Source organism: Bradyrhizobium sp. i1.15.2 (genome assembly GCF_040548425.1).
In the GTDB taxonomy this organism is placed as follows: domain Bacteria; phylum Pseudomonadota; class Alphaproteobacteria; order Rhizobiales; family Xanthobacteraceae; genus Bradyrhizobium; species Bradyrhizobium canariense.
Map to the genome: position 1 here is coordinate 1 of NZ_JBEPRQ010000047.1, position 21451 is coordinate 21451.

Consider the following 21451-nt stretch of genomic DNA (forward strand, 5'->3'; position numbering starts at 1 on the left):
GCCTGGCTCAGAGAACTCTTGTGCCTGTTCCTGATCCAGCTCTGGCGCACGCCCGCCTGTCCGGCCCCGCTCAATTCGGCTTCTTAACGGACGACGGAAAAATGCTCTCTTTGCCGGTCATGAAATCGGGGCAGAAAACCGGGCCGCGCTGGCGTCGATCGTCGCTACCTGCAAGCTCAACGGCGTCAACCCGGCTGCCTACATCACCGAAATACTCGAAGCGATCATCGACGGCCATCCCCATAGCAGAATCGAAGACCTCATGCCGTGGCGATTCCGCAAAGCGTCAAGCCAGCTTCAAGAGGGCCTAGGCTAAGCGCTTACGACTTGCGGCTCGTGAGAAAACGCGTTCCTGTGTGCCGAGAAGTACGCGAGCGGCTCATCGAGCGCACGGACGCGAAACGGTTGCGGAGAGACGGGAAGCAGCGACGTTGCGCGCCTCACCCGATCGTACCGTTGTCGGCGAGCGCCGCGAGGAGACGGTTGCAGCACTCAATCCGACAATGAAGCGCGAACTGCGTGCCGAGCGGACCATCGATGCGGGCACCGAGCGCGCGGTCGCGCAGGAAACAAGCACGCGAAGCGGCCGCGGCTGCCGAGGCAGCGCGATCGCTGGCGCAGCCCTCGCCCCCCCTGCCGACGGCCGTCCTTCGGACGGATACTCTGGCACGTCTGCCGGTGGAGCACGAGCAGATCATCCGGGATGATTGAGGCAAGCGAGCGGGCGCAGGCACAATAGACGAATCCCAGCGAACGAGCCGAGCCCGTAGTGGTATCTCGGCGCTGCTCGTGGGCTTCGTCTCTCCTCGGATTTCTCTTCTGAATAGCGCTCGCATTTTCAACGGCCCTATTCGTGGTCGAGGGTAACCAGCGCACCCCGGAGGCTACGACGAAGAGTGTGATGCCGCCGCGAAAAATACGCTTGCGGCGAATTCGTCGGCAAGCCCGCCAACCGTCAGCAGGGTGCTTGCGAACACCAGCATGTTTCGCCTGGACCACATGCGCCAGCCCACGGGCGGGATGATATTCCTTCTCGAGCCCTGTTGGAGCGGGCTATTGTTGAAGTTGCTTCAACTGGGTCTGGAGGCAAAAGCCGAGTCGTTCACAGATTCACCCGGGCTTCTCCGGGTCATGACGCGGCGGCCTTATTCAAGGACCGGCACGCTTCAGCCCGCCTTCTTGCCGGTGACCACGACGAGCGCCTCCATCACGCGGTCGAGATCCGCCTCCTCGGGATAGAGCGCCGGCGTCAGGCGGACGCATTGCCCTTGACGACACCCGCCCGGCGCACGGAGAGCACCTTATAACTATCTCTGAGCTTCGCCACGATGGCGTCGTTGTCAGCTTCGTCGTAGGAGCCGGCCTTGTCCGGCGTCAGGATCTCGATGTCCTTGAACGCGCGCACACGGCGCACCCAGTAGTCGCGCAGATAGCGCAGGCGGGCCTGCTTCGTGGCCGCGCCGATCTCCTGGTTGCGCGCGATCGTCGCGGGCACCGTCAACACGGTGGCGCAATTGACCGTGCCAGCGTGCACCCGCGGGCGGGTGTCGGTCTCCGGAAACTCTTCGTCGCCCATGTCGCGGTCGACGTCGGCGAGGCGGTTCGTCCGGATGTCGAGGAAGCCCGCCCCGAGCGACGCGCCGATCCATTTATGCAGGTTGAAGCCGACGAGGTCGGTCTTGAGCTCGCCTACCTTGAAATCGAGTTGTTCCCACGAATGGGCCGCGTCGACGATGGTGCCGATTGCTTGGCCTCGGCCATGCGCACGATCTCGGCGCTCGGCATGACGAGGCCTGTCCGATGGCTGATGTGGATTGGGAGCAGGAGCCTCGTCTGCGGGTTCTCGTCGAGCACCCGGGCGTAGGCGTCCAACGCGGCCTGTCGGGTCGCTGGCTCCGGCACCTAGAGCTAGGTGACCTCGACCCAGCGCCGTGCCTTGAGCGCGTTCATGGCATATTGCATCGAATCGTAGTCGAGACGGCGTAGAGCACAGCATCGCCGGGCTTCAGCTTGTTATAGCCGCCGATCAGGAGCTGCAGCGCCTCTGCCGCGTCAGGCGTGAGCGCGATTCTCGGGTGCCGCGCCCACGGCTTCCGCCACCTTGGCGCGCATGGTCTCGAAGTCCGGTCCGGAGCGCTGCCGCACATAGTAATTCTGATAGTTGACGATGTCCGGTTGGCGGATGAACTCACGCTGCACCGGCTCGTTCATGATGCCCCAATGGCCGTTCTCCAAGTTGACTGCATCCGGCGCACGGCATAGAGCCCGCGCACGGCGCGCCAATCGGCCTCGTCGATGGCGCGGGCGGCACTGTCGGAATCGGACTACGGCGGGTTTCAAACCGCCTCGTGCATCGACATGCCTGCAAATGATAGACGCCATCGCCAAGAGCACGCCTAGACGTGCTCGACTCTGAGAACCGTAGAGCCGCAACTCTCGTCTTAATTCTAACGACTTACATTGCGCTCGGGTCAACTACCAACGCTAGTAATTTGATCTACTGATGGGAGCAAACTATTAGAAGGATGAACATCGGGCTACGCAAGCATCAACTGCAAGGAGTTCAGCATGCAAACTCACTCAAACTCTGTTCTGGCCGACGGCCGCGATCGATGCGTTGGCTCCTCGGTTCCAAAATACTGTGTGCTCAAGTCTGCTCCAACCGCGGCCCTCCTTTCTCGTGTAAGTGCATAAGGGCTCCTTGGCGCGATGAAGGGGCTCCGGTCTCAATGAACTCTTAAGCGCCATTTGGCTACGAAGCGGCTGTCGAACGGAAGAATGATATCCGCAGGGGCAGACCGCGTACCAACGACGAAGCGGTTGCGATCACCTTAACAAACTCGGCAATCGAAGCAGGAGGAGCGCGCATGTTGGCGCAACGGATGTCTTTGCTCTCAGGTTCGGGCACTGCCGCCGCCCGTGAGGCGGCTAAGAGAGCTGCCGCGACCGGCCGTCAGATCATCGATCTGGCCGCCGGCGAAGTCATAATCGATCCACCACCATCCGTGCGCGACGGAGCGATTGCCGCCATCAATGCCGGGGCGAACCGGTATACCGATTCCATCGGCCTGACGCCGCTTCGCGGCGCTGTCGCCGCAAAGCTGTCTGCGGAAACAGGCATCGGCTGGAACACGGATAACATCGCTATCACTGCGGGTGCAAAGCAGGGCCTGCTCGATGTTGCCTTGGCCGTATTCAATCCCGGAGATGAGGTCATCATCATTCGCCCCTGCTGGCCGACATTCCCGTCCCAGGTCCTTCTCGCTGGCGCAAAGCCCGTGTTCGTTGATGTTCGCGCCCCGACATATACTCCTGATATCGTCGCACTTCGCGCCGCTGTCACCCCGCGCACGAAAGCCATTATCATTAACTCGCCGAACAATCCGACCGGCGCCGTCTATGATCGAACGACTCTACAAGCTATCGGCGATCTCGCGATCAACTATCAGCTCTGGATTGTTTCCGACGAAAGCTACTCCAGCTTCGTATTCACCGGTTCGCGCCATGAGTCGATCGTCATGGCGCATCCCGGCGTCCGTTCAAGGACAATCCTGGTCAACGCCTTCTCAAAAGAGCTGGCGATCACCGGTTGGCGCCTGGGTTACTTCGCAGCTCCTCCGGAGATCGTTTCGGCGGCCAAGAAGCTGCAGAGCCATACGACCTCGAATGCCAATGTAATCGCACAGCACGCGATCCTGCATCACCTTGAAGTCGGCGACGGCAGTTTTGAACGGAAGCTGCATGAGCGTCTGTCCGACGCTCGCAACAACGGCCTTCGTATCCTCTCTGGTCTGCAGGACGTAACCTCGCCGGGCGCCGACGGCTCATTCTTCTTCTATCTCGATCTCAGTAGGCTTGTCTCAGCTTTGCCGGCCGGCGGCCACCTTCGATCCACCGACGACATTGCACGATTGCTCCTGGAGGAAGCCGATGTGGGCTCCGTCGCCGGTAGTGCCTTTGGCGACGTGAACGGGCTGCGTCTCTCGTTCGGCGCTCCACCGGACCTGCTGGAGTCGGGACTTAGACGTGCCGTCGAGACCCTGAACAACCTGCGACCAGACAAGCAGCGGCCTGAAGCTTTCGAGGAGGACATTTCGAAATGCTCAATGATACACGGGCGGTGATCCTTGCCGCAGGAATGGGCTCCAGACTGCGCCCCTACACGGAATTCGTTCCGAAACCCTTGGTGGAGGTGAACCGAACCCCGATGCTGCACAACGCGCTGCACCAGTTGTCTGAGCTCGGGACGCGCAAGGCAACCATCGTCGTGGGTTATCGCAAGGAAGCCATCGAACAGTCGTGCGGCCATCGGTTTGAGGAGGTCGACATCGATTATGTCCACAATCCCATCTTCGATAGGACTGGCAGCGCCTATTCCCTATGGCTAGCGCGAAATGCAATGCTTGCCGGCGACACTGTCTTTCTCGAAGGCGACGTGTTCTTCGAGCGAGAAGTTCTCGAAAGAACACTTCGAACGGTCTCTTCTACCAAGCAGAGCGTGGCGGCTGTTGCGGCGTTCAACGCAGCAATGAGTGGCTCCGCCGTCGAGCTGGCTGACGATGGTTCTGTCGTCACGTTCGTCATGAACCAGACGCCCGTCGAGGCCCGGGCCAGGGGTCTCTTCAAGACCATCAACGTGACGCGCTTTTCCGCAGACGCCTCGCGCGAACAGCTGGTGCCAGCACTGCACCGCGCTGTGGAAAGCGGGCATCGTACGGCCTACGTCGAGCAGATCCTCGCTCGGCTTGTCGAGCAGCGAGAGCTGCAGCTTTCAGCGGTGGATTGCAGCGATACCCGTTGGTTCGAGATCGACAGCGAAGATGATCTGCGCCTGGCGGAGAAGATGTTCGCGCCGCCGATGATCCGCGCAGTTTCCGCGGCAAGTCTCATCCCGCCGACGGGAGCAAGGCGATGATCGGGTATCTGCGCGACCGTGCAAATGCCATCACCGCCCTCGCCTATCTATTTGCCGTCATCGGGCTGTTCCTCGCCCTTAACGGCGAGATCGAGCTCGGCGTTGCGGCAATGCTTTGGACCTGGTTTCTGGATCATTGGGACGGGCATGTTGCCCGGAAGATGCGGCATCTTCGCCGTCCAGGTGTGGCGGAGTTCGGGAAAAGCTTCGATGGATTTGCCGATCTCATTCATGGCGTTGTGTTCCCGGCCACGATCATTATCCTTGTTGGCCAAGGCACGATGCTGTCGCTCGTCGCGAGCTTGGCGCTGATGTTGGCGGGCGCGATCAGGCTCAGCTATTTCGAAAATGTCGGACTCACATCTGATGCGCGATTTGTTGGCATTCCGGTTTCCTACGGTACGCCACTACTTACAATCCTGCTGCTCGCTCGCCCGTTGTTATCGGACGATGTTTTTCCGACGACTGTTGCGGCAACCTTCATCATACTCGCACTGCTGTACGTGACCACTGCAATCCGCGTCCCAGCCATTCGTGGAATTGCTGTGCCGATCGCGACAAGCTTTGCAATCGCCGGCTCGATCGCGCTGGCAACTGTCGCGGGTATTGCCCGTTAATCGGACTGAAGATCGTTCTGGTTTCAAGCCAGGGAGAAGAAAATGGACAATCTTTCAAATCTTAGCGAAGTTGCACAGCCTTCCGCACGGCTCATCGACTTCGGACGCAATTTTCCACCTCCGAGTCCGCTTGTACGGACTGCACTCCAGGAATCATTTTCCTATCTTGCGAAGACGAATGTCGCAGAGGCCATTCGATTTCCTCGATTCACCGGCACAGCGCAGGATCGTGAAGCCGGTGCCAATTGGCTCGCACGGCGACTTGAACAAACGCTGGATCCAGACCGAATAATGCTCGCTAACGGTACGCAGAGCATCCTCGCTATGTTGCTTGCGTACTATGTTAAACCAGGTGGCGTTCTCCTTACGGAGGCACTTACCTATCCCGCGATCAAACCACTGTCGCATCTATTTCGAGTAAAATTGTATGGCATCTCGATTGATGGGGAGGGGATTGAACCTGAAAGCCTTGATCGTGCGTGCAACAAATTTAAGGGGAAGGCGCGCGCCTTGTACTGCATGCCTACTCTTCACAATCCCACATCAGCGATTATGACCGAGACGAGGCGACAAGAAATCGCGAAGATCGCGCGCCGTCATAATCTTTCGATCTTTGAGGACGACATCTATGGCGTCCTTCCACAGAGCGCTCCTCCCCCCCTTTCTGCGTATGCGCCCGAACGCAGCTGGTATATCTCGGGTCTCAGCAAATCCTTGGCTTGTCAGCTTCGGATCGCCTACGTTGCCGGCCCAAGTTTATCGACGACGCAGAGGGTATTTTGGCCTGGGGTTAGAACGACAAATTGGATGGTTGCGCCTCTCATCGCGGAGATCGCGACCCATTGGCTAACGACTGGCTTGGCATCTAAAATTATAGATTCAGTGCGCCTCGAAACGAAAAGCCGACGGAATATCGCGGAAGAGGCATTCGGCATGCCATTCGATATCGATCCGGCAAGTTACCACCTCTGGATCAAACTGCCAGACCACCTAAGCCTCAGTGATTTTGTCGAAGCTTCGAAGCAACGAGGTGTTGTCGTCGGGGCTGGAAATGCCTTCGCCGTTGGTTCGTCTCTAGGCAACACGAGAGTCCGAATCGGACTTGGGGTCGCTACCGATCACGACCAACTTCGCAACGGCCTGTCAATGATCGGCAAACTTATCAGAGCATAGCTTTCGGAGATCTTTGAAAGGTTACGATGACTACCAACTTTCCCAATTTTGAGACCCCCTGGTCCGAATTCACTGGCGAGGGCGAAAGCTATGACCTTTATAGACCCAGCTATCCCGCTGAAGTTGCGAGGGTAATCATTGATCACGTCACCAACAAACGCTTCGACGCCCCTATCGTTGACGTGGGAAGCGGCACAGGAATTTTCACAAGGGTGCTCGCCGCGGAAGCGCAGGGAAGGCTCGCCGTTATTGGAGTTGAGCCGAATGCAGACATGCTTCAGATTGCTGGCAAGTCAGCGCCCCACGATCTGCAAATCACGTTCCGCATTGCAGCAGCTGAGCGGCTGCCATTTCCAGACAAGTCTGTGTCTGCCATCGCGGCAGCTACAGCGGCCCACCGGTTTGATAGACAGATGTTCTACACCGAGGTCGCGCGCACATTGCTCCCAGATGGGATGTTGGCGCTTGTTCACAATCGACACCGATACTGGGACAGCCCGGCGCTTGCCGAATACCACCAATTCGTCGAACAGTGCATTCCAGAATATCGCAGGGGCACTTTCACAACCCTCGCTGGAACGTACTCGACGATCGACTTTTGCAGCGAGCTCGTTGCTGACCTCCGATTCGCAGACGTGATCGTTCGGCATTGGAATTGGGATTTCGATGTGGACCTTTCACACTTCCTTGCACTGAGTTTCTCGTCCAGCCTCATGCAGCGATCTGCCTCGGCCATTGGCAAGCAAGCCGTTGCCGCAAAGCTAACCGAATTATTCGATCGATACTCTCAGGACGGTCTACTGCGTCAACCTCACGTGACCGAGGTGACATTAGCGACAAAGCGATAATCGAGATTATCTCGGTCAGGAATGGAACCGGCCCCTGCACATTATTGCCTGGCGGCTGCCACGGTGACGAATAGCAGGTCAGATCGCGCTTCGCATGCTAGCCCAAGAGCTAAAGAGGCGGACGATAAGCGGTCAAGTCATCATTGCCTCTAGTTTGAGTGGCCCTGGGCCCCTGCGGTCTACCCCGGATCGAGCGTCTCGCCATTTGATGGGGAACTCCAAATGCCGCCTTCCCAGTGTTGTCAATTGGAATGCCTACTCAAGTCCACGCCCATTTTATCGAAACGGCCTCGTTACCCCGGGCGGCACTCGCCGTGGACACGCACTCGGGAGGACGTAGCGCTGAGTATACGTTTTGCGCGATGATTCCGTACGTGGCCGAGACGACACAGCGGGGCTCATTGAACTTGTCCAGATCTTTGGAACGCCAATGACATTCGCTTTGGACAAGGAGGATCACAACGCGGGAAGTCTCTTCGCCGCCTGTGAACGTGTTGGAACTTCAGTTCTGGCCGTAGAACTCGGCGGAGGTCCAACCTCAATATAGACGCTCTGCGGAGGAGATTTTACGAATAGTCGTCCATCTTGAAAACCCTACGCGAACGGCCTTCGACGGCACTGCTGCTTGAGGCAAACCACGAGCCGCCATTGAGCGGTCGCGATATGTAACCCTCGAAACCAAGACTCAAAGAGCGATGATCTCATCATCAACTGGCTCCCTGAGGCAAGCTGACTCGCTCCCGGCCAATGCCGAAGAAGCACGGTGGCCGCCGCTGTCACCTACACCATCTTTAGGGGCACGTTCAACGGAGTCGCCGACGAGTATGCTTGCAGCTTTGCAATTATCCAAGGAGCTTCTTGGCTTGGCCTGCCATGTTCTGCAGTGCTTCCTCCGGTTTGCTGCCCCAGAAGAGGACGCCGCGCATTTGATCGCACATCATCTTTACGATCTTGGCCGTGTTATCGCTCGGGAACGAGAATTGGTCCCCTGTCACCGCAAGCCGTTCCACGATATCCCGATGCAGCGGGTTAATCGTCAAATACTCGTCGAGGAATACGGAGTCCTTGAGAGCCGCGAGATTGACGGGCATGTACCCGCTATTCTTCACCAGTATCATCTGGCCCTTTTTACTGGCGGCGAACTTCATGAAATCCAACATGACTTCTTGCTTGGCCTGATCTTTGGTAAACATGAAGAAACCATGACCGGCTCCCGCCAGTCGACCCTGAGGCGCAATGGGAATCTGGGCGATGGCCAGTTCGAAATGCCCGGCCGCCGCCTTCGCCGTCGAAGTCATGCCGCTTGCGGACTGAATATGCATTGCAGTGCTACCCGACTTGAACGCCTGGCGAGCTTGCTCCGCGGACATATCTATCCTGACGGTTTCACCAAAACGCGCAAGAGTGGTCAGCGCCTGGAGACCTGCCGGGCTGTCGAAGGCAATTGATTTCTGTACCCGGTTCATCATCTCCCCCCCGTAAGACGACAATAGGGTCTGGAACATCCAGGCGTTGCTGGCCTCGTATTCGATGAAGCCGCCGCTGACCGTCTCGTTTAGACTTTTGACCTTTAGACCGAATTCATGAATTTCATCCCAGGACGCTGGAGGTTTCGGATTCAGGTAACCCGCCTTGCGAAGAAGGTCCATGTTGCAGTAGATGACGGGAATGGTCGTCCCGAACGGGACGCTGAAGACTTCGCCATTGACGCTTGCCGCATCGATCATCGCGCTCGAAACTCGAAGGGCTTCAAGACCCCCAGTGTCGCCGCCGAAGAGCTTGTTCAAAGGCTGCGCGATCTTTCTGTTGGCGAGGATCCCCGCATAGGTCAGGGCTTGCCAGGAGCCGTCCGGCAGGGAATTCACAAGAGAACCTCGGATCGTGCTGTTCAATAATGGGTCCCAGTTGTCCCCGTCAGCTACAAATTTGATCGACTTCGAGGGGTTATCAGTTTCGAATTGCGTCGTCAGTTCGGAGAGAAGAGCCCGGTAAGTCGGATTGGCTTGCGAAATCGTGACGGTCGTTTTCTGGGCGGCTCTGCCGACGGCCGGCATGGCGTATACGGCGGTCGACACGGCTCCGGTCACCAGGACGCTTCTGCGGGTGATCATCGTATGGTGCTCCGTTAAGGGGCAATCGGTTTCGGTGTGAGCAGTCGCTCGAAGAATCCGAAGCCGTCAATTGCAGCGATTGCTGTCATGAGAGCAAACCGCGGGAGCTTCTTACGCCTTCATCGGCACCGCGAGCTTGAAGACGCCATCGCCGATCTGTGTTGCAACCGGCAGACGACGGCAGAGTACGAACCCGGCTTCGGCGAAGTAAACCGGCGTCGGCTTGGACCACGGTGTTTCAATAGAATGCAGGAGGCCGGCCAACTGGTCTTTGGTGACCCAGTCGCCTAGTTGCACGAGCGGCTCTAGCAGCCCGCTTGCTGGCGAGAAAACGGTTGAGCTGATCGGGAGGCGACGCATGAACGCGACCTCGGGAGCTGAGTTCGAAGGGCCATCACAAAGGACGCCGGCCCGATGCAGCAGACGTATGACGCCGGTGCGCGCTTGCTCGAGCGTCGATAGGTTGACTGATCCTCCTCCGCCGATTTCGGCGGAAATGTTGAGGACCCCGGCGCGGTCGCATGCGCCGAGAATGCTCGAAGGGGTGTAATCTTCCTCATCGACGAAAAACGCGACCGGAAGTCCGAGTGCCTTGGTGAGATCCACGACGCGGCGTCGCCTGTCGCCATCGATAGCTCCAGAAAGCATTGCCGACGGGAAATAATCGATGGATCTACCGCCTGTATGGATGTCCACGACAAGTTCTGCGCGCGACATCAGGACCGTCTCGATGAAGTGCGCGATGCGCTCGGTCGCCGTGCCGCTTTCCCTGCCGGGGAACACGGCGTTCAGATTCCCGTCGTCAGATGGGGCAAAACGCCGTCCGGCTCGAACGGCCTCGGCATTCGCGGCGGGAAGCATGATCAACTGGCCACGAACATCCTCGACTTCTACGGTGCCGAGCAGCGACCTTGCGATGAGTTGCCCCTCATACTCGTCGCCGTGGCAGCCGCCGATGACCACAACGCAGGGGCCGTCGCCGTTGCGTATGGATGTGATAGGAACCATAGAACATCCGAATGGCGATAGCTCGCTGGTCGTCTTCACGTTGAGATAGCCGTCCTGACGGCCATCCTTATCTAGATCAATGCTCAATTCAAACGACTGGTTCATGAGCTCACACTCCTCTCGGTTTGACGACAGTCGAATCTGTGAAGCGGAGCCGAGACTGTTCTCTCCCACAACGGTTCGTGACCCGCAATATCGATAGGTTCGCTCAAGGACATGTGTTCGCGAAACTCCGGTGGCGAAGCTCAATCCGCAGGAGCAAGGAAGTTATTGAGATCATAAGGGGCCTGGACCGCAGTCAGGCACGCCTCAATCGGAGACTCTAGAGGAAGGCAATGACGCGGAGCACGACGAGGGTGCGCGTGATCAGGAGAGGGAGATCGGAATCCGGTCGCGCTCGCAGAGCTTGGAGAGCTCCTCGCGCAACGTGGCTTTCACCTCCGAAAACTCCTGTTCCGGCAGGAAGTGCGATTCGATCAACTGGCGGTCCAGCGTCCAGATCGAATCGCCAGGCAGCGGATCGGTGCCGTAACGGGGAACGATGTTCCAATGCACGTGAGCAAAAGAATTTCCGAAGAATGCGACATTCATTTTCTTCGCGCCGAAGGCTAACTGAACTGCCTCAGCGACCATCGCCACTTCCAGAAGGTGCTTCGTGCGTATCTCGATCGGAAGATCATGCAGTTCGCGTGCCTTCCGCTTCGCGGAAAAGAAGCAGTAGCCTTTGAAATACTGACGGTTGCGGCTGAGCGTAACAATGCCTGTTTCGAGCTCGGCAACGAAATGGCGCTCGTCTGAATTGTCGATCAACCGCAGGATTTCGGCCGGCGAATAGCTTTCATGAGCCATTTTATATGTCTTTCTATATGGAGGTCCGTCAAATATCAGGATTTCGGTAGACTCGTCACGTCGCGAACCGCTGTCGGCATCGGCCCTTCGGCGGTCTGCTTGAGGGGCACAATATTTTGCAGGTCGTCACGACGGATGTGATGCTCTGACTTCGGATCGGGATAGGCATTGGTTGAACGGAGCTCACCAATTCCGCTGTGCGCGCAGAAGAATGTTCACGGCGCCCTGGTCCTTCAGCTCATACGCAGCACCCGGTTTGGCACTACCTGACTGGAGCGGCAGCGTCACAGTGCTTCCGCCTGCGTACTTTTGATCGAGCATGTTGTAAGCAATCTCGGCTGTGAAGGACAGGTTCTTGACCGGGGTCCAGATTGCGCGTGCACCAACAACCGCGTAGTTGAAGTCGGGGTTGCAACCGGCAACGCCGCTCGATAGCCCGATACCTGCTACGAATGCGCCGCAGATGTAGCCTTTCGCTCTGCTGTCATACCGGACAGCAGCCCACGCTCCATAGAGGCTGGTGGCCCAATATGGATCCCAGTTGTGGGTGTACCCACCGTTGAAACCATAGACCGTGGTCAGCTCCTGACCGGCACCGGCGACAAAGACGGAGTCAGACACACCGGCGATGCCGAGGCTTTGGTAAGCACCTGCTGCTCCGGTACCGCCGTATCTCGCGAAAGTCGTCGGCATATAGCTGTTGAACCCATAGCGGCTTGCGCCATTGGCATACATGCCGCTCACATTGATGGTGTCACCCAGCCCGGTCGGAAGGTTCTTGATCGACAAGGCCAATTGCCCAGCCCAGCCCCATTTGTCGGCCGGATGACCAGTCGTCTCGGCCGCGCCATAATATGCGGCATGGTTGTCATGCGCTGCGACCGATGCCTGAAAGAGGCCCCAAGCCTGGTCAACGCGAAGCATAGCGACGAGATCTGGAGCTCGCGATCCTCCGATGTCGCTGGCACCGTAGGCACCGGTTGCGAGACCTGCCGGCGTCGCGGCGCTCACGTTCCATATGTTGGTTGTGTATCTGGCGACCTGATCCTGAGCCGAGAAGGAAGCGGTGATGCCCTGACCGAAGTCGGCTGTATACGTGAATTGATTGACGGCGTCTCCGCCGCCGCTGCCCGGCAGCTCGAAGATGTTCGCTGGATACTCGGTCCAGGGTGTGTTGAATTGCGACTGCGTTTGACCGAAGGTGAAGCCGGCGAACTGGATGAAGGCTAGGTACACCTGGAGGTAACCGCCTGCGACTGCGTCACCGGAGTACGTCGTGGCACCGCCAGAGAGACCCGCGCCAGCACCGGCGTAGCCACCTGTGGTCCACTGGAGCAGGCCTTCGAAGAAGGTCCGAACGACGCCGTACTCGGTCGCGGTACGCGTATCGATGTCGAGGGCCTCACGAGACCGCATGGTGTAATAGTTACTAAGGCGGTTGTTAGCTCCGCCCGCGCCGGTTACGCCGTTCGGCAAGAGAGTTGTGTCAAAACGCAGGTATCCACCCAGTCTGATGCAGGTGTCGGTCCCCGGAATGTAGTAGAATCCGGCACCATAGAGCGAGCAGGCCTTCACGTACTCAATCGCTTTTGCTTTGACGGGAAGGTCAGCTGCTTGTGCGCCGCTCAGGGCGAGTAAACCTGCCGCTGAAGTCAAAACCACCTGTTTGATCGCACTTATGTACCGCGCACGGTCGCCATGAATCGGCCCATTCAGGGCAGAGCACAGCTCGATCTGGGCGGATCTAGAAGCCGGGTCCGAGTGCCCCATACAGCCGCTGTTCAATGATTGTCGTGAGGGTGATGCGCGATGGCAGGTCGTCTCGTTCGAGTTTCGCTTGATAATTTTCTTCAGCACAAAAGTCTCCATTCACAAAGACGCGATCGTTGACTGTAGGTTTTCGGTTTCCTAGCGAGACGAGGCCGCAAAGCGTTCGGCGAGCGCAGGGATGGTGTCCCGCAAGACCGACCCCTGGTGGCGAAGTCTCACGCCAGATTCGACGGATTCGACTGGCGTTCTGGCGGGAAGATGAGCCCAACATCTAAAGTGCCGATGTCGGTTCGCTGAACCAGCGCTGACAGTTTCTGGATGAATGCGCCAAACGTACCTTCAGCCGAAACAAAGATCCGGCACTCGGCTAATCACTCGCTGAAGCGAATGACTCCACCACATATTGCTGGGCCATTCGGGCGGTTGAGGCGGCGATCGAAGCGCCGTCGAGATCGACCTTGATGTTGCAACTGTAAATCGGCTCCCTGCCCTGTCACCGCCTGCTGGAGGACTGCGGATTAGCTACGTGAGTCGCTTATGATTGATGAGGCAGGAAAATCTCGCTCGTCCACTTTCCGGAGAGGAATTCCTTTATGTCATTCTTTTAGATTGAACGATTCGAGAGATGGATTGCGCTGTCTGCTGGGCGCTTTCGCCGATAGAAATGAAATGGTTTGGTACAGGAAGCGGCAGCCGCGAGGTGGCGCCCATGCAAGCAGTCTGGTGAAGCATCGGCGCTTCTCTGGTCTGGAAAGAACGGCGAATCTGCCTGCTAATCAAAGTGGCAAACATCTCCTCAGACGAAACACGGGTTCATTTCATCACTCGCTAAATCGAATAACAACTTGCATCTGTTGCGGCGCCATTCGGCCTCTTGTGACCACGATCGGAACGCCGTCAAGGTCCACATTGATGTTGGTCATCAAAATCACCGGTTGCCGTCGCGGCAGCGCAAGCAGCAGGGCATCGGCCTGCGACAGTAAACCCGCGGAAATTCGCGTCTCGAATCTGTGATAGTCGAGGATTCCAAAGTGTTTCCAGGACTCCGTGAGACTGCCCGACTGTTCGATCAGCGCCTCGATTCCCTCGAATCGAGGCAGTGGGAAATAGCTCGACGAGATCGAGGCGGCGATACCATCGATCAGTATCAGCGTATCGACTCTGCGTGCGAACTGGGTCTGTGGCACACGGAGGTCGCGCGCAAGCTCCCTGTCGACGCGAACCCGCGCGGAACCGACGAACCGGCGCTCGCTGATCCTGTGCATGTCGCGCACGGTCGTGCTCAGACGGGTCCGCGCCCCCAATCGGGAGTGGACGACGCGCTCCTTGACGAAGGTGCCGCGTCCCTGCTCGATGCGCACATAGTCGCGCTCCTTCAGCACCGCGAATGCCCGGCGCACAGTATTGCGGTGAACGCCGAAGATCGCGGCTAGCTCAGTTTCTGTAGGTAGGCGTTCGCCCGGCTTATACGTCCCACCGATGATATCCTTGCGGATGGCCTCGACCACGATCCGCCATAGCGAGTTCGCACCACGCCTGGCGTAGAGGGAAGATGGGTGATTCTGTCCGGTCATCGATCTCGGGCCTGCGCTGGCGGAACGTCTGCGCCAAAGCCCCCGCCAACGTCCAGCGCCTTAGCACATCAAACCGGCGCGGCAATGACCGTAAGGGGCAGATGGCAGTCGAAATTTGCCGGAAAATTCCCATGTGCAGCAGGAAATCGGCGGGATTTCACTTGTGCCGAACTGGCGCTTCGCTCCACTGGAGCCGACGCTAACGCACCGGCGCGGGGACGCCCAACATTATTCTGGAGCCGTATTCTTGGGCTCGCTGTATCCTACTGTCCGAAACGTACCAAATTGGGGGGCGTCGGCAAAGCCAGGCCAGCCGAGCGGAGGCCGATTAGATACAGACCGTTCGTTACTGACTCTCAAGAAGGCTTCATCATTTGACGGCTCCCCCTGTCATTCCTTCAACGAACCACTTCTGAGCGGCGAGGAAGGCGATGACAAGGGGAAGAATGACGATTGTGGCGGCTGCCATGAGGGGCCCGTAATCGTTCCCTGCCTCCTCATTCGCGAACGCAATAATGCCGAGCGGTGGCGGCATCAGGCTCTCCGAACGGACCGCGATCAGCGGCCAGAAGAGGTCATTCCAACGGCCCACGACGGAGAAGATCGAGAATGCAATCACCGCCGGGAGCGCCATCGGTACCATCACCTTCCAAACGATGCCCAGTTCCGAGAGCCCATCGAGGCGCGCGGCGTGGACCACGTCGTCGGGAATGGTCTTGAACACCTGGCGGAAGAGGAAGATGCCAAACGGCGAGACCACGAAGGGAAAGATAAGCGCTGCATAGGTGTTGAGGATACCGAGTTCATAGCAGAGCACGAAAAGTGGCAGCGAGAGCACCTGGTGCGGCAGTAGGAGCCCGATCAATACGAGACCAAAGATCAGATCACGGCCAGGAAAGCGCAGTTTGGCGAGAGCATAGGCGCAAGGGGCGCAGATTAGGATTTGGAGTGTCAAGATTGCGGCGCAGACCAGGATGCCATTTCCCATATAGCGCGCAAGCGGCGCGGAGGTTAACGCTTTTCTGTAGTTCTGTACCGCATACCATTGCTCGGGGAGAAATGCGAAGTGTTCACGAAATATCTCACCCGGCGGTTTCATGGACAGGCTAATCATCCAGACGAAGGGGACGAGGATGATGGCTGCCGTGATCAGCAACACGGCGTGGCGCAATATGGCGGCCTGAGGAGAGAGGCGGGCGTTCATTGGTAGTGCACCCTCTTGTCCATGACGCGGGCTTGAATGATCGTTAGTGCCACAACGATGAGAAGGAATACGACGGCGACGGCTGCGCCGTAGCCGGTGCGCAAATATTCGAAGCTCTCGCGGTAGAGCGTGTAAAGCAGTACATCAGAGGCGTGGCCTGGCCCTCCCTTGGTCAACACCTTGATGGTGTCGAAGGCCTCGAAAGCGCGGAGCGCCACGACGATAACGACGAACATCGATACTGGACCAAGCATTGGCAAGGTGACGGTCCGGACGCGATCGAGCCAGAGGTCAGCACCGTCGATCTCGGCGGCATCGTAGAGGTCGTGGGGGATCGCTTTGAGGCCGGCGAGAAAGAGAACCATAGCAAAGCCGAGGTTCTGCCAGATGCCGATGATTGCAAGCACCGGCAAGGCCGTCACCTCGTCGCGCAACCAGTTGGCTGTGGGCAGCCCCAGCGCAGAGAAAGTCTGGTTGACGAGGCCGATGGTAGGATGGAGCAGCGCCTCCCATGCGATCGCCATCGCAGCCAGCGTCGCCATGAATGGCAGAAAGTGAATGGCGCGGTAAAGAGCGCGCAGCGACCGTCCGCTCTCGATCAGCATTGCGATGGCAAGGCCGAGAATCACGGTGCCGGGCACCACAATCAGGACATAGATGACGGTGTTGAGGAGCGAGGCTCGAAATCCGTCGTCGGCGAATACCTCGCGAAAGTTCGCGATTCCAACGAAGGCGAAGGTGTGCGCGCCAAACTGCCAGTCGGTTAGTGCGACAACGAAGACCGCGATCACAGGTACGAAGAAGAGCAGGACAAGCAGCAGGACCGCCGGCCCCGCGAGGGTGTAGGCAGCCACCCCCTCGGCAAGGCGCTGCCGACGCAAAGGCACCTGAGCGGCGCGCTCTGGCGCGTCCGCGGACTGAGTGCGACCGAGCGCATTCACAGGGCGAACTGCCGGATCGGGATGAGCTTCGGTGTCTCCCCCGACCCGCTGGACCGAAGCCTCTTGCCGTCCTGGCCAAAGACCAGGATGCGGTCGGGATTTACCGACAAATGCAGCGTTTGGCCGAGCGCGATCTGGGGCGCCCGCTCGGCGGCCAGCCGGGCGATAAGCGGATGATCGAGGCCGGCGAGGTCGAGATGGACGAATAGATCGGAACCCATGTGCTCGATGAGCCGGACCGCCCCGGTCAGGGTATTGACGCCGACGCACTCGGAAAGGTGGAAGGCTTCCGAACGGATGCCAAGGGCGAGCGCCGTACCAGGCGGCGCATCGGAGAGGATCTTGAAGCTGGTGCCGAAGGCATCGACCAGGCCCCGCTCGCGCACAATCGCGTCGAGAAGGTTGATCTTGGGGCTTCCGACGAATTCGGCCACGCGGCGGTCGTCGGGGTCGGCATAGATATCTTGGGGTGGAGCGACCTGGATCAACTCGCCATCGAGCATCACTGCGACTCGATCAGATAGCGTCATCGCCTCGGCCTGGTCGTGGGTGACGTAGACGAAGGTGACGCCCAGACGACGATGGAGGTCCTTGATCTCGGCGCGCATCTGGACCCGGAGCTTGGCATCCAGATTACTGAGCGGCTCATCCATTAGAAAGACGGCAGGGTGGCGGACCATCGCGCGGCCCACGGCGACGCGCTGGCGTTGTCCGCCGGAGAGCTGGCCGGGCTTTCGGGAAAGCAGATGGCCGATGCCCAGCGCCTTTGCGGTGCGGGCAACTTCTGCGTCGATTTCGGCCGAGACTTGCCGGGCGCCCGGCATGAATCTTCCCAGGATCGGCAGCCTTTGCCAGAACTTCAATCGCCGCATGCGAAGCGGCAGGGCCATGTTGGCGGCTACGGTCATATGGGGATAAAGCGCGTAGGACTGGAACACCATGGCGACATCACGGAGCTTCGGCCGCAAGCCATCAACTAGCCCCTCTCCGATCCTCACGGAGCCGCTGTCCTGCACTTCCAGCCCCGCCAAAATCCTGAGGAGCGTCGACTTACCGCAGCCCGAAGGCCCCAACAGCGTCAGGAACTCTCCATGGTCGATCGCAAGCGAAATACCCCGAAGGACCGGCGTTGGGCCAAAGGATTTGGTGATGTGATGAAGGTGGATGTCACTCATGGGCCACTTTCTGTCCAGACCGGCCCTCATCGTGCCGGGCACCTTGCTAAGGCATTCTGGCGATCGCTACCCGGTCTTGATGAAACTGCACTGACAGAATAGGTACGACCGCGCCATTCATACCCATCCTGGGGGTCGCTTAGCACGTCCAGGCTCAGTCAACGAGCCGCCACACCATATTCAACTGCACTTGGGCAATGCGATGCCAAGATGACATAGGTGCACGATTATGCACCCATCTCCGTGATAGCACCTTGCAATCGAGACAGCAGACTGGAAATTCTGCCAACCCTGAATGACAGTCAGCTAGCTGGTCGGCAGCTCGCGAGAATGAATTCCTCTCGTCACCGTCGAGCGCAGGAGAATTTGCTCTGATGAAGATTTTGGGAAACAGCGACGAGCTTCCGAAGAATGATTGATCGCTCTCCCCACCCGTAATGGCGCCGAACCAAACAGAAACTTCAACGCTTCGGCAAGAGCTTTTGGACATCGCGGATCATGTCGACGAGCGCGCCGTCCGGTGTCTGTTTCAGCGTCACGACACTTTGCAGGTGATCTCGAATGACGGCGGTGATGCGGGGCCCGTTGTCGCCGGGATAGACATTCACGCTCTTTATCCGGGCGAGCCCGGCAAGGCCAGCGAGGGCGTTCGGTTTCGATTTGTAATAGTCGCTAAGGTATTTCGGGTCCCTGACCGCAATCGAGTTGACCGGCGTCAATCCGGTCTTCGATACCATCAGCGTTTGCGCCTCTGCGCCGAGAGCGAATTTCAGGTATTCCCACGCCGCTCGCTGTTTCGCTGGATCGCGAGTCATGATCGCCAGTCCGCTGCCACCCGAGGGCATCCTGCCGCCGGCAGCCGAGTGCGGGAACGGACCGGTGCGGATGTCGCGCGTAGATCCAAGGTTGGCGGTCAATTGTTCCAGGCGCGAACTGGAGGCGACATAAATGCCGATTTTGCCCGAGGCAAAGGCTTGGCGCGCCTGTTCGGTGGTCATGTCGACCATGCCAGTCTCACCGAAGCGGCGCATCAACTGCAAGGCGGCCTGCCCGGCAGCGCCGTCGAAGGCGATCTTTCCGTCGGGTGTGAACACGTCGCCACCATGGCTATATACCAGCGCGTGGAACGACCAATTGTAACTGTCGGGATAATACTCAAAGAAGATCGGAACAAGTGTAGGGATCGACGTGCGGATGTTGTCGGCGAGCGACAGGATATCGTCCCAAGAAAGATCCAAGTTTGAGAGATTCAAACGCACTTTACGAATGACGTCCATGTTGTAGTAAACAACGCTCGTCGATACTGATTCCGGAAGGGCGATCGTCTTGCCTTTCCATTGCGTCGCGGCGAGCGCCTCTGGCCTCACACCGACCGCGGCCCATAGCGGGTCAGCGGCAAGAAAGCTGTCGAGTGGTACGAGCAGTCCTCGCTCAGCAAGGACCGGCATATCCGGATAGCAAAGCGAGGCAACGACGTCTGGCAGATCCCCGGTGACCGCCGCCCTCAATAGTTGCTGCAACAGGGCCGGACAGTCGGCGGCGTTGGCTTCCGTGACGATTCGTATGTCGGGGTTCTGTTGCATGAACCGCTCGACAATCGGCTGGCGGAAGAGGCCGTCGCGGGCCGGAAAGGCATAGCCCACCCTCAGTGTGACCGGATCGGCATGGGCTGCGGTCACCCCGATAAAGGCGGCAGCGATGGCTGGTATTACTGAAAACATCATTTTCATCATGACAACCTGCCTTGAAGCGGAGACGGTTCATGCCGGAGCCGAATAGGAGTGCCCGGAACGGCAATGTGCTCGACATGCTCCGACTAAGCGGGCCAGATGAAGCTGAATTGACAGAATAGGAATCACATCGCCACTTGTACCTTCGGAAAGAACCATCCGGGACCTTACTGCTCATTCACGTTGGCGACGAAACCGAAGTGGCCTGGTCGAACGTTTTTTGGGACAGCGCCTTTCGATTGAGGACATTGTACAATTCCATCAAAGTCACACGATTTGTCATCGCGCTGTCTCTCACTGCGCCTTTGACTGCTGATAGAACTCAAGCGGGTTTAAAAGCAAGAAAGAGGCGTCCTCTGATGGGTCAATCGATCGGTACGCTGAGTCAAGTTCCACAAACTATTCATCAATCCCGCGAGGTTGTCCTGACCAACGCCAAGATCGTGACCCGGTCGACCTGTTTCAAAGGAACGGTCCAGATCGTTGACGGCGCGATAGCTGATATTTCGACAGCCAATACCACTGCGTGGGGCGCCCTCGACTTTGAAGGCGATCATCTGCTGCCCGGTTTGATTGACGTCCATACCGACCACCTCGAAAAGCAGATTCTCCCGCGCGCCGGCATGACTTGGGACCCCTTGGGTGCGGCGATTGCTCATGACGTTCAGGTCTGCGCGGCTGGGACGACCACTGTGTTCGATTCCGTGATCGTTGGAGCGGTGGGCAACCCGGAGCGACGGCGCCTGCTGCCTCTGATGCTCAAGGGGCTTGGGAAGGCGCGCCGTCACGGCCTGCTTAGGGCTGACCACGCGCTTCACCTGCGCTGCGACGCCCGCGAGCACGACCTCATTGAACTTTTCCTTGAATATGCCGACCAGCCCGAACTTCGATTCGTGACCATCATGGATGACGGGCCGCGGCGGGACCCGGAGCGCTTCCGCCATCTAGAACGTCGCAAAAATACGCCGGCGGCGGAGATCGAGGCAGCGATTGCCGCCGTCGCGACCACAGAGGACTGCACGGAAGAAAATCGGCGCCGCCTCGTCGCACACTGTCGCGCGCGCGGTGTACCTTTCGCTAGCCACGATGACACCACTCTTGCCCATATCACGGAAGCGGTCGGATACGGTCTCGTCATTTCCGAATTTCCAATCACTCTGGAGGCGGCGAAAGCCGCCCGCACCGCGGGCATGACGATCATCGTTGGGGGACCGAACCTCGTCGCCGGGCGGTCACATATTGGGAACGTCTCGGTGCGGGAGCTCGCGCAGGACGGCCTCATTGACATCATCTGCTCAGACTACATCCCCGCCAGCATTCTGCGCGGCATTTGGTACTTAGCGAGTCAATCCGGGGGGCTAACGCTTCCTGAGGCCGTTGCACTCGGAAGCCAGCGGCCAGCGGAAACCTTCGGCCTTCTCGATCGCGGCGAGATCGCTGTGGGCAAGCGCGCCGACCTCATCCGCGTAGCCGACCGAGCCGGTCCTGTCGTCCGAGGGGTCTGGACGGCCGGACGTCAAGCGCTGTGAGTTGATC

General features: G+C 58.6%; 19 protein-coding genes. 7 read left to right on the forward strand and 12 right to left on the reverse strand.

Features of this window, described 5'->3' with window-relative positions; translation table 11 throughout:
• Window positions 1-70: 70 nt before the first annotated feature.
• Entirely contained in the window at window positions 71-244 is a 174-nt protein-coding gene (locus tag ABIB80_RS37750) for a hypothetical protein (protein WP_354129463.1), read from the reverse strand.
• Here ABIB80_RS37750 and ABIB80_RS37755 point away from each other — a divergent pair.
• The gene (locus ABIB80_RS37755; RefSeq protein ID WP_354129479.1) at window positions 203-316 is read left to right on the forward strand and encodes a hypothetical protein; all 114 of its coding nucleotides are present in this window, start codon (window positions 203-205) and stop codon (window positions 314-316) included. The two genes, ABIB80_RS37750 and ABIB80_RS37755, sit on opposite strands and share 42 nt — an antisense overlap.
• Window positions 317-1249: 933 nt before the next feature.
• Here the strand turns inward: ABIB80_RS37755 and ABIB80_RS37760 are convergent.
• Both ABIB80_RS37760 and ABIB80_RS37765 read right to left on the reverse strand, forming a co-directional pair.
• On the reverse strand, window positions 1250-1996 hold the full coding sequence (locus tag ABIB80_RS37760; RefSeq protein WP_354129464.1) for an aminotransferase class V-fold PLP-dependent enzyme: 747 nt from the start codon (window positions 1994-1996) through the stop codon (window positions 1250-1252).
• 56 nt (window positions 1997-2052) lie between these two features.
• Window positions 2053-2235, reverse strand: a complete 183-nt coding sequence (locus ABIB80_RS37765; RefSeq protein WP_279682225.1) for a hypothetical protein — start codon at window positions 2233-2235, stop codon at window positions 2053-2055.
• Between the two features lie 632 nt (window positions 2236-2867).
• Here ABIB80_RS37765 and ABIB80_RS37770 point away from each other — a divergent pair.
• From ABIB80_RS37770 to ABIB80_RS37790, 5 genes are read left to right on the forward strand one after another with little or no spacing between them, the layout of a single operon-like run.
• Window positions 2868-4124, forward strand: coding sequence for a pyridoxal phosphate-dependent aminotransferase (locus tag ABIB80_RS37770; RefSeq protein ID WP_354129465.1), 1257 nt, complete (start codon window positions 2868-2870; stop codon window positions 4122-4124).
• Window positions 4100-4915 carry a phosphocholine cytidylyltransferase family protein gene (locus ABIB80_RS37775; protein WP_354129466.1) on the forward strand — a complete coding sequence of 272 codons (816 nt, stop codon included), beginning with the start codon at window positions 4100-4102 and terminating at the stop codon, window positions 4913-4915. The genes ABIB80_RS37770 and ABIB80_RS37775 overlap by 25 nt, the downstream gene beginning before the upstream one ends.
• Window positions 4912-5532 carry a CDP-alcohol phosphatidyltransferase family protein gene (locus ABIB80_RS37780; protein WP_354129467.1) on the forward strand — a complete coding sequence of 207 codons (621 nt, stop codon included), beginning with the start codon at window positions 4912-4914 and terminating at the stop codon, window positions 5530-5532. Before ABIB80_RS37775 ends, ABIB80_RS37780 begins: the two co-directional genes overlap by 4 nt.
• A 42-nt stretch (window positions 5533-5574) precedes the next feature.
• Window positions 5575-6705 carry an aminotransferase-like domain-containing protein gene (locus ABIB80_RS37785; RefSeq protein ID WP_354129468.1) on the forward strand — a complete coding sequence of 377 codons (1131 nt, stop codon included), beginning with the start codon at window positions 5575-5577 and terminating at the stop codon, window positions 6703-6705.
• Between the two features lie 26 nt (window positions 6706-6731).
• Window positions 6732-7553 (forward strand): class I SAM-dependent methyltransferase, encoded by an 822-nt coding sequence (locus ABIB80_RS37790; RefSeq protein WP_354129469.1) that lies wholly within the window; start codon window positions 6732-6734, stop codon window positions 7551-7553.
• Window positions 7554-8395: 842 nt separating this feature from the next.
• Here ABIB80_RS37790 and ABIB80_RS37795 read toward each other — a convergent pair.
• The 9 genes from ABIB80_RS37795 to ABIB80_RS37835 all read right to left on the reverse strand — a co-directional run bounded on the left by ABIB80_RS37795 (window position 8396) and on the right by ABIB80_RS37835 (window position 19918).
• The gene (locus ABIB80_RS37795) at window positions 8396-9664 is read right to left on the reverse strand and encodes an extracellular solute-binding protein (RefSeq protein WP_354129470.1); all 1269 of its coding nucleotides are present in this window, start codon (window positions 9662-9664) and stop codon (window positions 8396-8398) included.
• A gap of 111 nt (window positions 9665-9775) precedes the next feature.
• The gene (locus tag ABIB80_RS37800; RefSeq protein ID WP_279682215.1) at window positions 9776-10777 is read right to left on the reverse strand and encodes a succinylglutamate desuccinylase/aspartoacylase family protein; all 1002 of its coding nucleotides are present in this window, start codon (window positions 10775-10777) and stop codon (window positions 9776-9778) included.
• Window positions 10778-11038: 261 nt separating this feature from the next.
• Window positions 11039-11521 (reverse strand): HIT family protein, encoded by a 483-nt coding sequence (locus tag ABIB80_RS37805; RefSeq protein WP_279682213.1) that lies wholly within the window; start codon window positions 11519-11521, stop codon window positions 11039-11041.
• A 183-nt stretch (window positions 11522-11704) separates the two neighbouring features.
• A complete protein-coding gene (locus ABIB80_RS37810) occupies window positions 11705-13201 on the reverse strand; it encodes a porin (protein ID WP_279682376.1) in 1497 nt (498 codons plus the stop codon).
• A gap of 911 nt (window positions 13202-14112) precedes the next feature.
• The gene (gene phnF / locus ABIB80_RS37815) at window positions 14113-14865 is read right to left on the reverse strand and encodes a phosphonate metabolism transcriptional regulator PhnF (protein WP_279682212.1); all 753 of its coding nucleotides are present in this window, start codon (window positions 14863-14865) and stop codon (window positions 14113-14115) included.
• A 370-nt stretch (window positions 14866-15235) separates the two neighbouring features.
• Window positions 15236-16069, reverse strand: a complete 834-nt coding sequence (locus ABIB80_RS37820) for a carbohydrate ABC transporter permease (protein WP_279682211.1) — start codon at window positions 16067-16069, stop codon at window positions 15236-15238.
• Window positions 16066-16950 carry a carbohydrate ABC transporter permease gene (locus ABIB80_RS37825; RefSeq protein WP_354129480.1) on the reverse strand — a complete coding sequence of 295 codons (885 nt, stop codon included), beginning with the start codon at window positions 16948-16950 and terminating at the stop codon, window positions 16066-16068. Before ABIB80_RS37825 ends, ABIB80_RS37820 begins: the two co-directional genes overlap by 4 nt.
• A gap of 56 nt (window positions 16951-17006) precedes the next feature.
• Window positions 17007-18185 (reverse strand): ABC transporter ATP-binding protein, encoded by a 1179-nt coding sequence (locus tag ABIB80_RS37830; protein ID WP_279682209.1) that lies wholly within the window; start codon window positions 18183-18185, stop codon window positions 17007-17009.
• Window positions 18186-18646: 461 nt separating this feature from the next.
• On the reverse strand, window positions 18647-19918 hold the full coding sequence (locus ABIB80_RS37835) for an extracellular solute-binding protein (RefSeq protein WP_354129471.1): 1272 nt from the start codon (window positions 19916-19918) through the stop codon (window positions 18647-18649).
• 356 nt (window positions 19919-20274) lie between these two features.
• Here ABIB80_RS37835 and ABIB80_RS37840 point away from each other — a divergent pair, with 356 nt between their 5' ends.
• Window positions 20275-21444 (forward strand): alpha-D-ribose 1-methylphosphonate 5-triphosphate diphosphatase, encoded by a 1170-nt coding sequence (locus ABIB80_RS37840; RefSeq protein ID WP_354129472.1) that lies wholly within the window; start codon window positions 20275-20277, stop codon window positions 21442-21444.
• Window positions 21445-21451 lie beyond the last annotated feature (7 nt).

Excerpts from the sequence above, each read along its gene's own strand:
- ABIB80_RS37750 (WP_354129463.1), bottom strand. The coding sequence starts at position 244 with ATGGGGATGGCCGTCGATGATCGCTTCGAGTATTTCGGTGATGTAGGC.
- ABIB80_RS37760 (WP_354129464.1), bottom strand. The coding sequence starts at position 1,996 with ATGCTGTGCTCTACGCCGTCTCGACTACGATTCGATGCAATATGCCAT.
- ABIB80_RS37770 (WP_354129465.1), top strand. The coding sequence starts at position 2,868 with ATGTTGGCGCAACGGATGTCTTTGCTCTCAGGTTCGGGCACTGCCGCC.
- ABIB80_RS37775 (WP_354129466.1), top strand. The coding sequence starts at position 4,100 with ATGCTCAATGATACACGGGCGGTGATCCTTGCCGCAGGAATGGGCTCC.
- ABIB80_RS37780 (WP_354129467.1), top strand. The coding sequence starts at position 4,912 with ATGATCGGGTATCTGCGCGACCGTGCAAATGCCATCACCGCCCTCGCC.
- ABIB80_RS37785 (WP_354129468.1), top strand. The coding sequence starts at position 5,575 with ATGGACAATCTTTCAAATCTTAGCGAAGTTGCACAGCCTTCCGCACGG.
- ABIB80_RS37790 (WP_354129469.1), top strand. The coding sequence starts at position 6,732 with ATGACTACCAACTTTCCCAATTTTGAGACCCCCTGGTCCGAATTCACT.
- ABIB80_RS37795 (WP_354129470.1), bottom strand. The coding sequence starts at position 9,664 with ATGATCACCCGCAGAAGCGTCCTGGTGACCGGAGCCGTGTCGACCGCC.
- ABIB80_RS37800 (WP_279682215.1), bottom strand. The coding sequence starts at position 10,777 with ATGAACCAGTCGTTTGAATTGAGCATTGATCTAGATAAGGATGGCCGT.
- ABIB80_RS37805 (WP_279682213.1), bottom strand. The coding sequence starts at position 11,521 with ATGGCTCATGAAAGCTATTCGCCGGCCGAAATCCTGCGGTTGATCGAC.
- phnF (WP_279682212.1), bottom strand. The coding sequence starts at position 14,865 with ATGACCGGACAGAATCACCCATCTTCCCTCTACGCCAGGCGTGGTGCG.
- ABIB80_RS37820 (WP_279682211.1), bottom strand. The coding sequence starts at position 16,069 with ATGAACGCCCGCCTCTCTCCTCAGGCCGCCATATTGCGCCACGCCGTG.
- ABIB80_RS37830 (WP_279682209.1), bottom strand. The coding sequence starts at position 18,185 with ATGAGTGACATCCACCTTCATCACATCACCAAATCCTTTGGCCCAACG.
- ABIB80_RS37835 (WP_354129471.1), bottom strand. The coding sequence starts at position 19,918 with ATGATGAAAATGATGTTTTCAGTAATACCAGCCATCGCTGCCGCCTTT.
- ABIB80_RS37840 (WP_354129472.1), top strand. The coding sequence starts at position 20,275 with ATGGGTCAATCGATCGGTACGCTGAGTCAAGTTCCACAAACTATTCAT.